The 936-nt window shown below is 43.3% G+C and carries 1 protein-coding gene and 1 pseudogene; both read left to right on the top strand.

What is annotated here, in order from left to right; all coding sequences use genetic code 11:
* Window positions 1–105: pseudogene (locus HC175_RS24275) on the top strand (SDR family NAD-dependent epimerase/dehydratase); the annotation flags it as partial.
* Between the two features lie 63 nt (window positions 106–168).
* Window positions 169–936: glycosyltransferase family 2 protein (locus HC175_RS15290; RefSeq protein ID WP_168139333.1), on the top strand; the 768-nt coding region annotated here is incomplete at its 3' end.

The following is a 936-nucleotide window of genomic DNA, read 5'->3' on the forward strand; positions in this document are numbered from 1 at the left end:
CGAAGGGAGGGTATGAAAAAGACCTATGAATATTTCAAAGGCCTTAGTGAAGATGAACTTTACCGCAGCGAACATAAGGATTTCTCAAAACACATTCGAAAATAGCATTTTTGGCACCTTATAATTTGGCCGTTTCAAAAGATTTCATATAATGGTCAAAACCCGCAAATGAATAAAAAAGCTTTGGTCTCTGTGATCATGCCGGCCTATAATGCCGCCGGATTTATTGCTGAAAGTATTCGGTCTGTGCAGCAGCAATCTTTTGAAGATTGGGAATTGCTGGTGATCGATGATGCCTCCAAGGACCGAACTTCAGAAATTGTGGAAGCGCTAAGAGCTGAAGATCCCCGAATAAAACTTCACATCCTGCCTACGAACCAGGGCGCCGGATTTTCCAGGAACATCGGGATCAAAGCGGCCACAGGGGATTATATTTCCTTTCTGGATGCCGATGATCTTTGGAAGCCTCATAAACTTCAGACGCAGCTGGATCTCATGAAAAAAGAGAACGTGGATGTATGCTTCAGCAGTTATGAATTGATCGATGAGCAGGGAGAAAGTCTTCAGAAGCAAATAAAAGCACTGAAATTCCTTCCTTTTGAAAAGCTTAAAAAAGCGAACTATATCGGTAATCTCACCGGGATGTACAATGCTGCAAAACTCGGGAAGATCTATTGTCCGTTAATACGGAAACGGCAGGATTGGGGGCTGTGGTTGCTGGCGGTCGAAAAAGCCGGATTTGCGAAAGGTATTCAGGAACCTCTTGCTGTTTACAGGGAGCGTGAGAATTCTATTTCGGGGAATAAAATTGAAATGCTGCAGTACAATTACCGGGTATACAGGGAAGTGCTGGAATATTCTTCTGTAAAAAGCCTTTTTTGGATGCTGTTATTTTTGAGGGAGCAGCTGCTGGTTAAGCAGCGGCAAAAAGTGGAT

Source organism: Salinimicrobium oceani, from assembly GCF_012037645.1.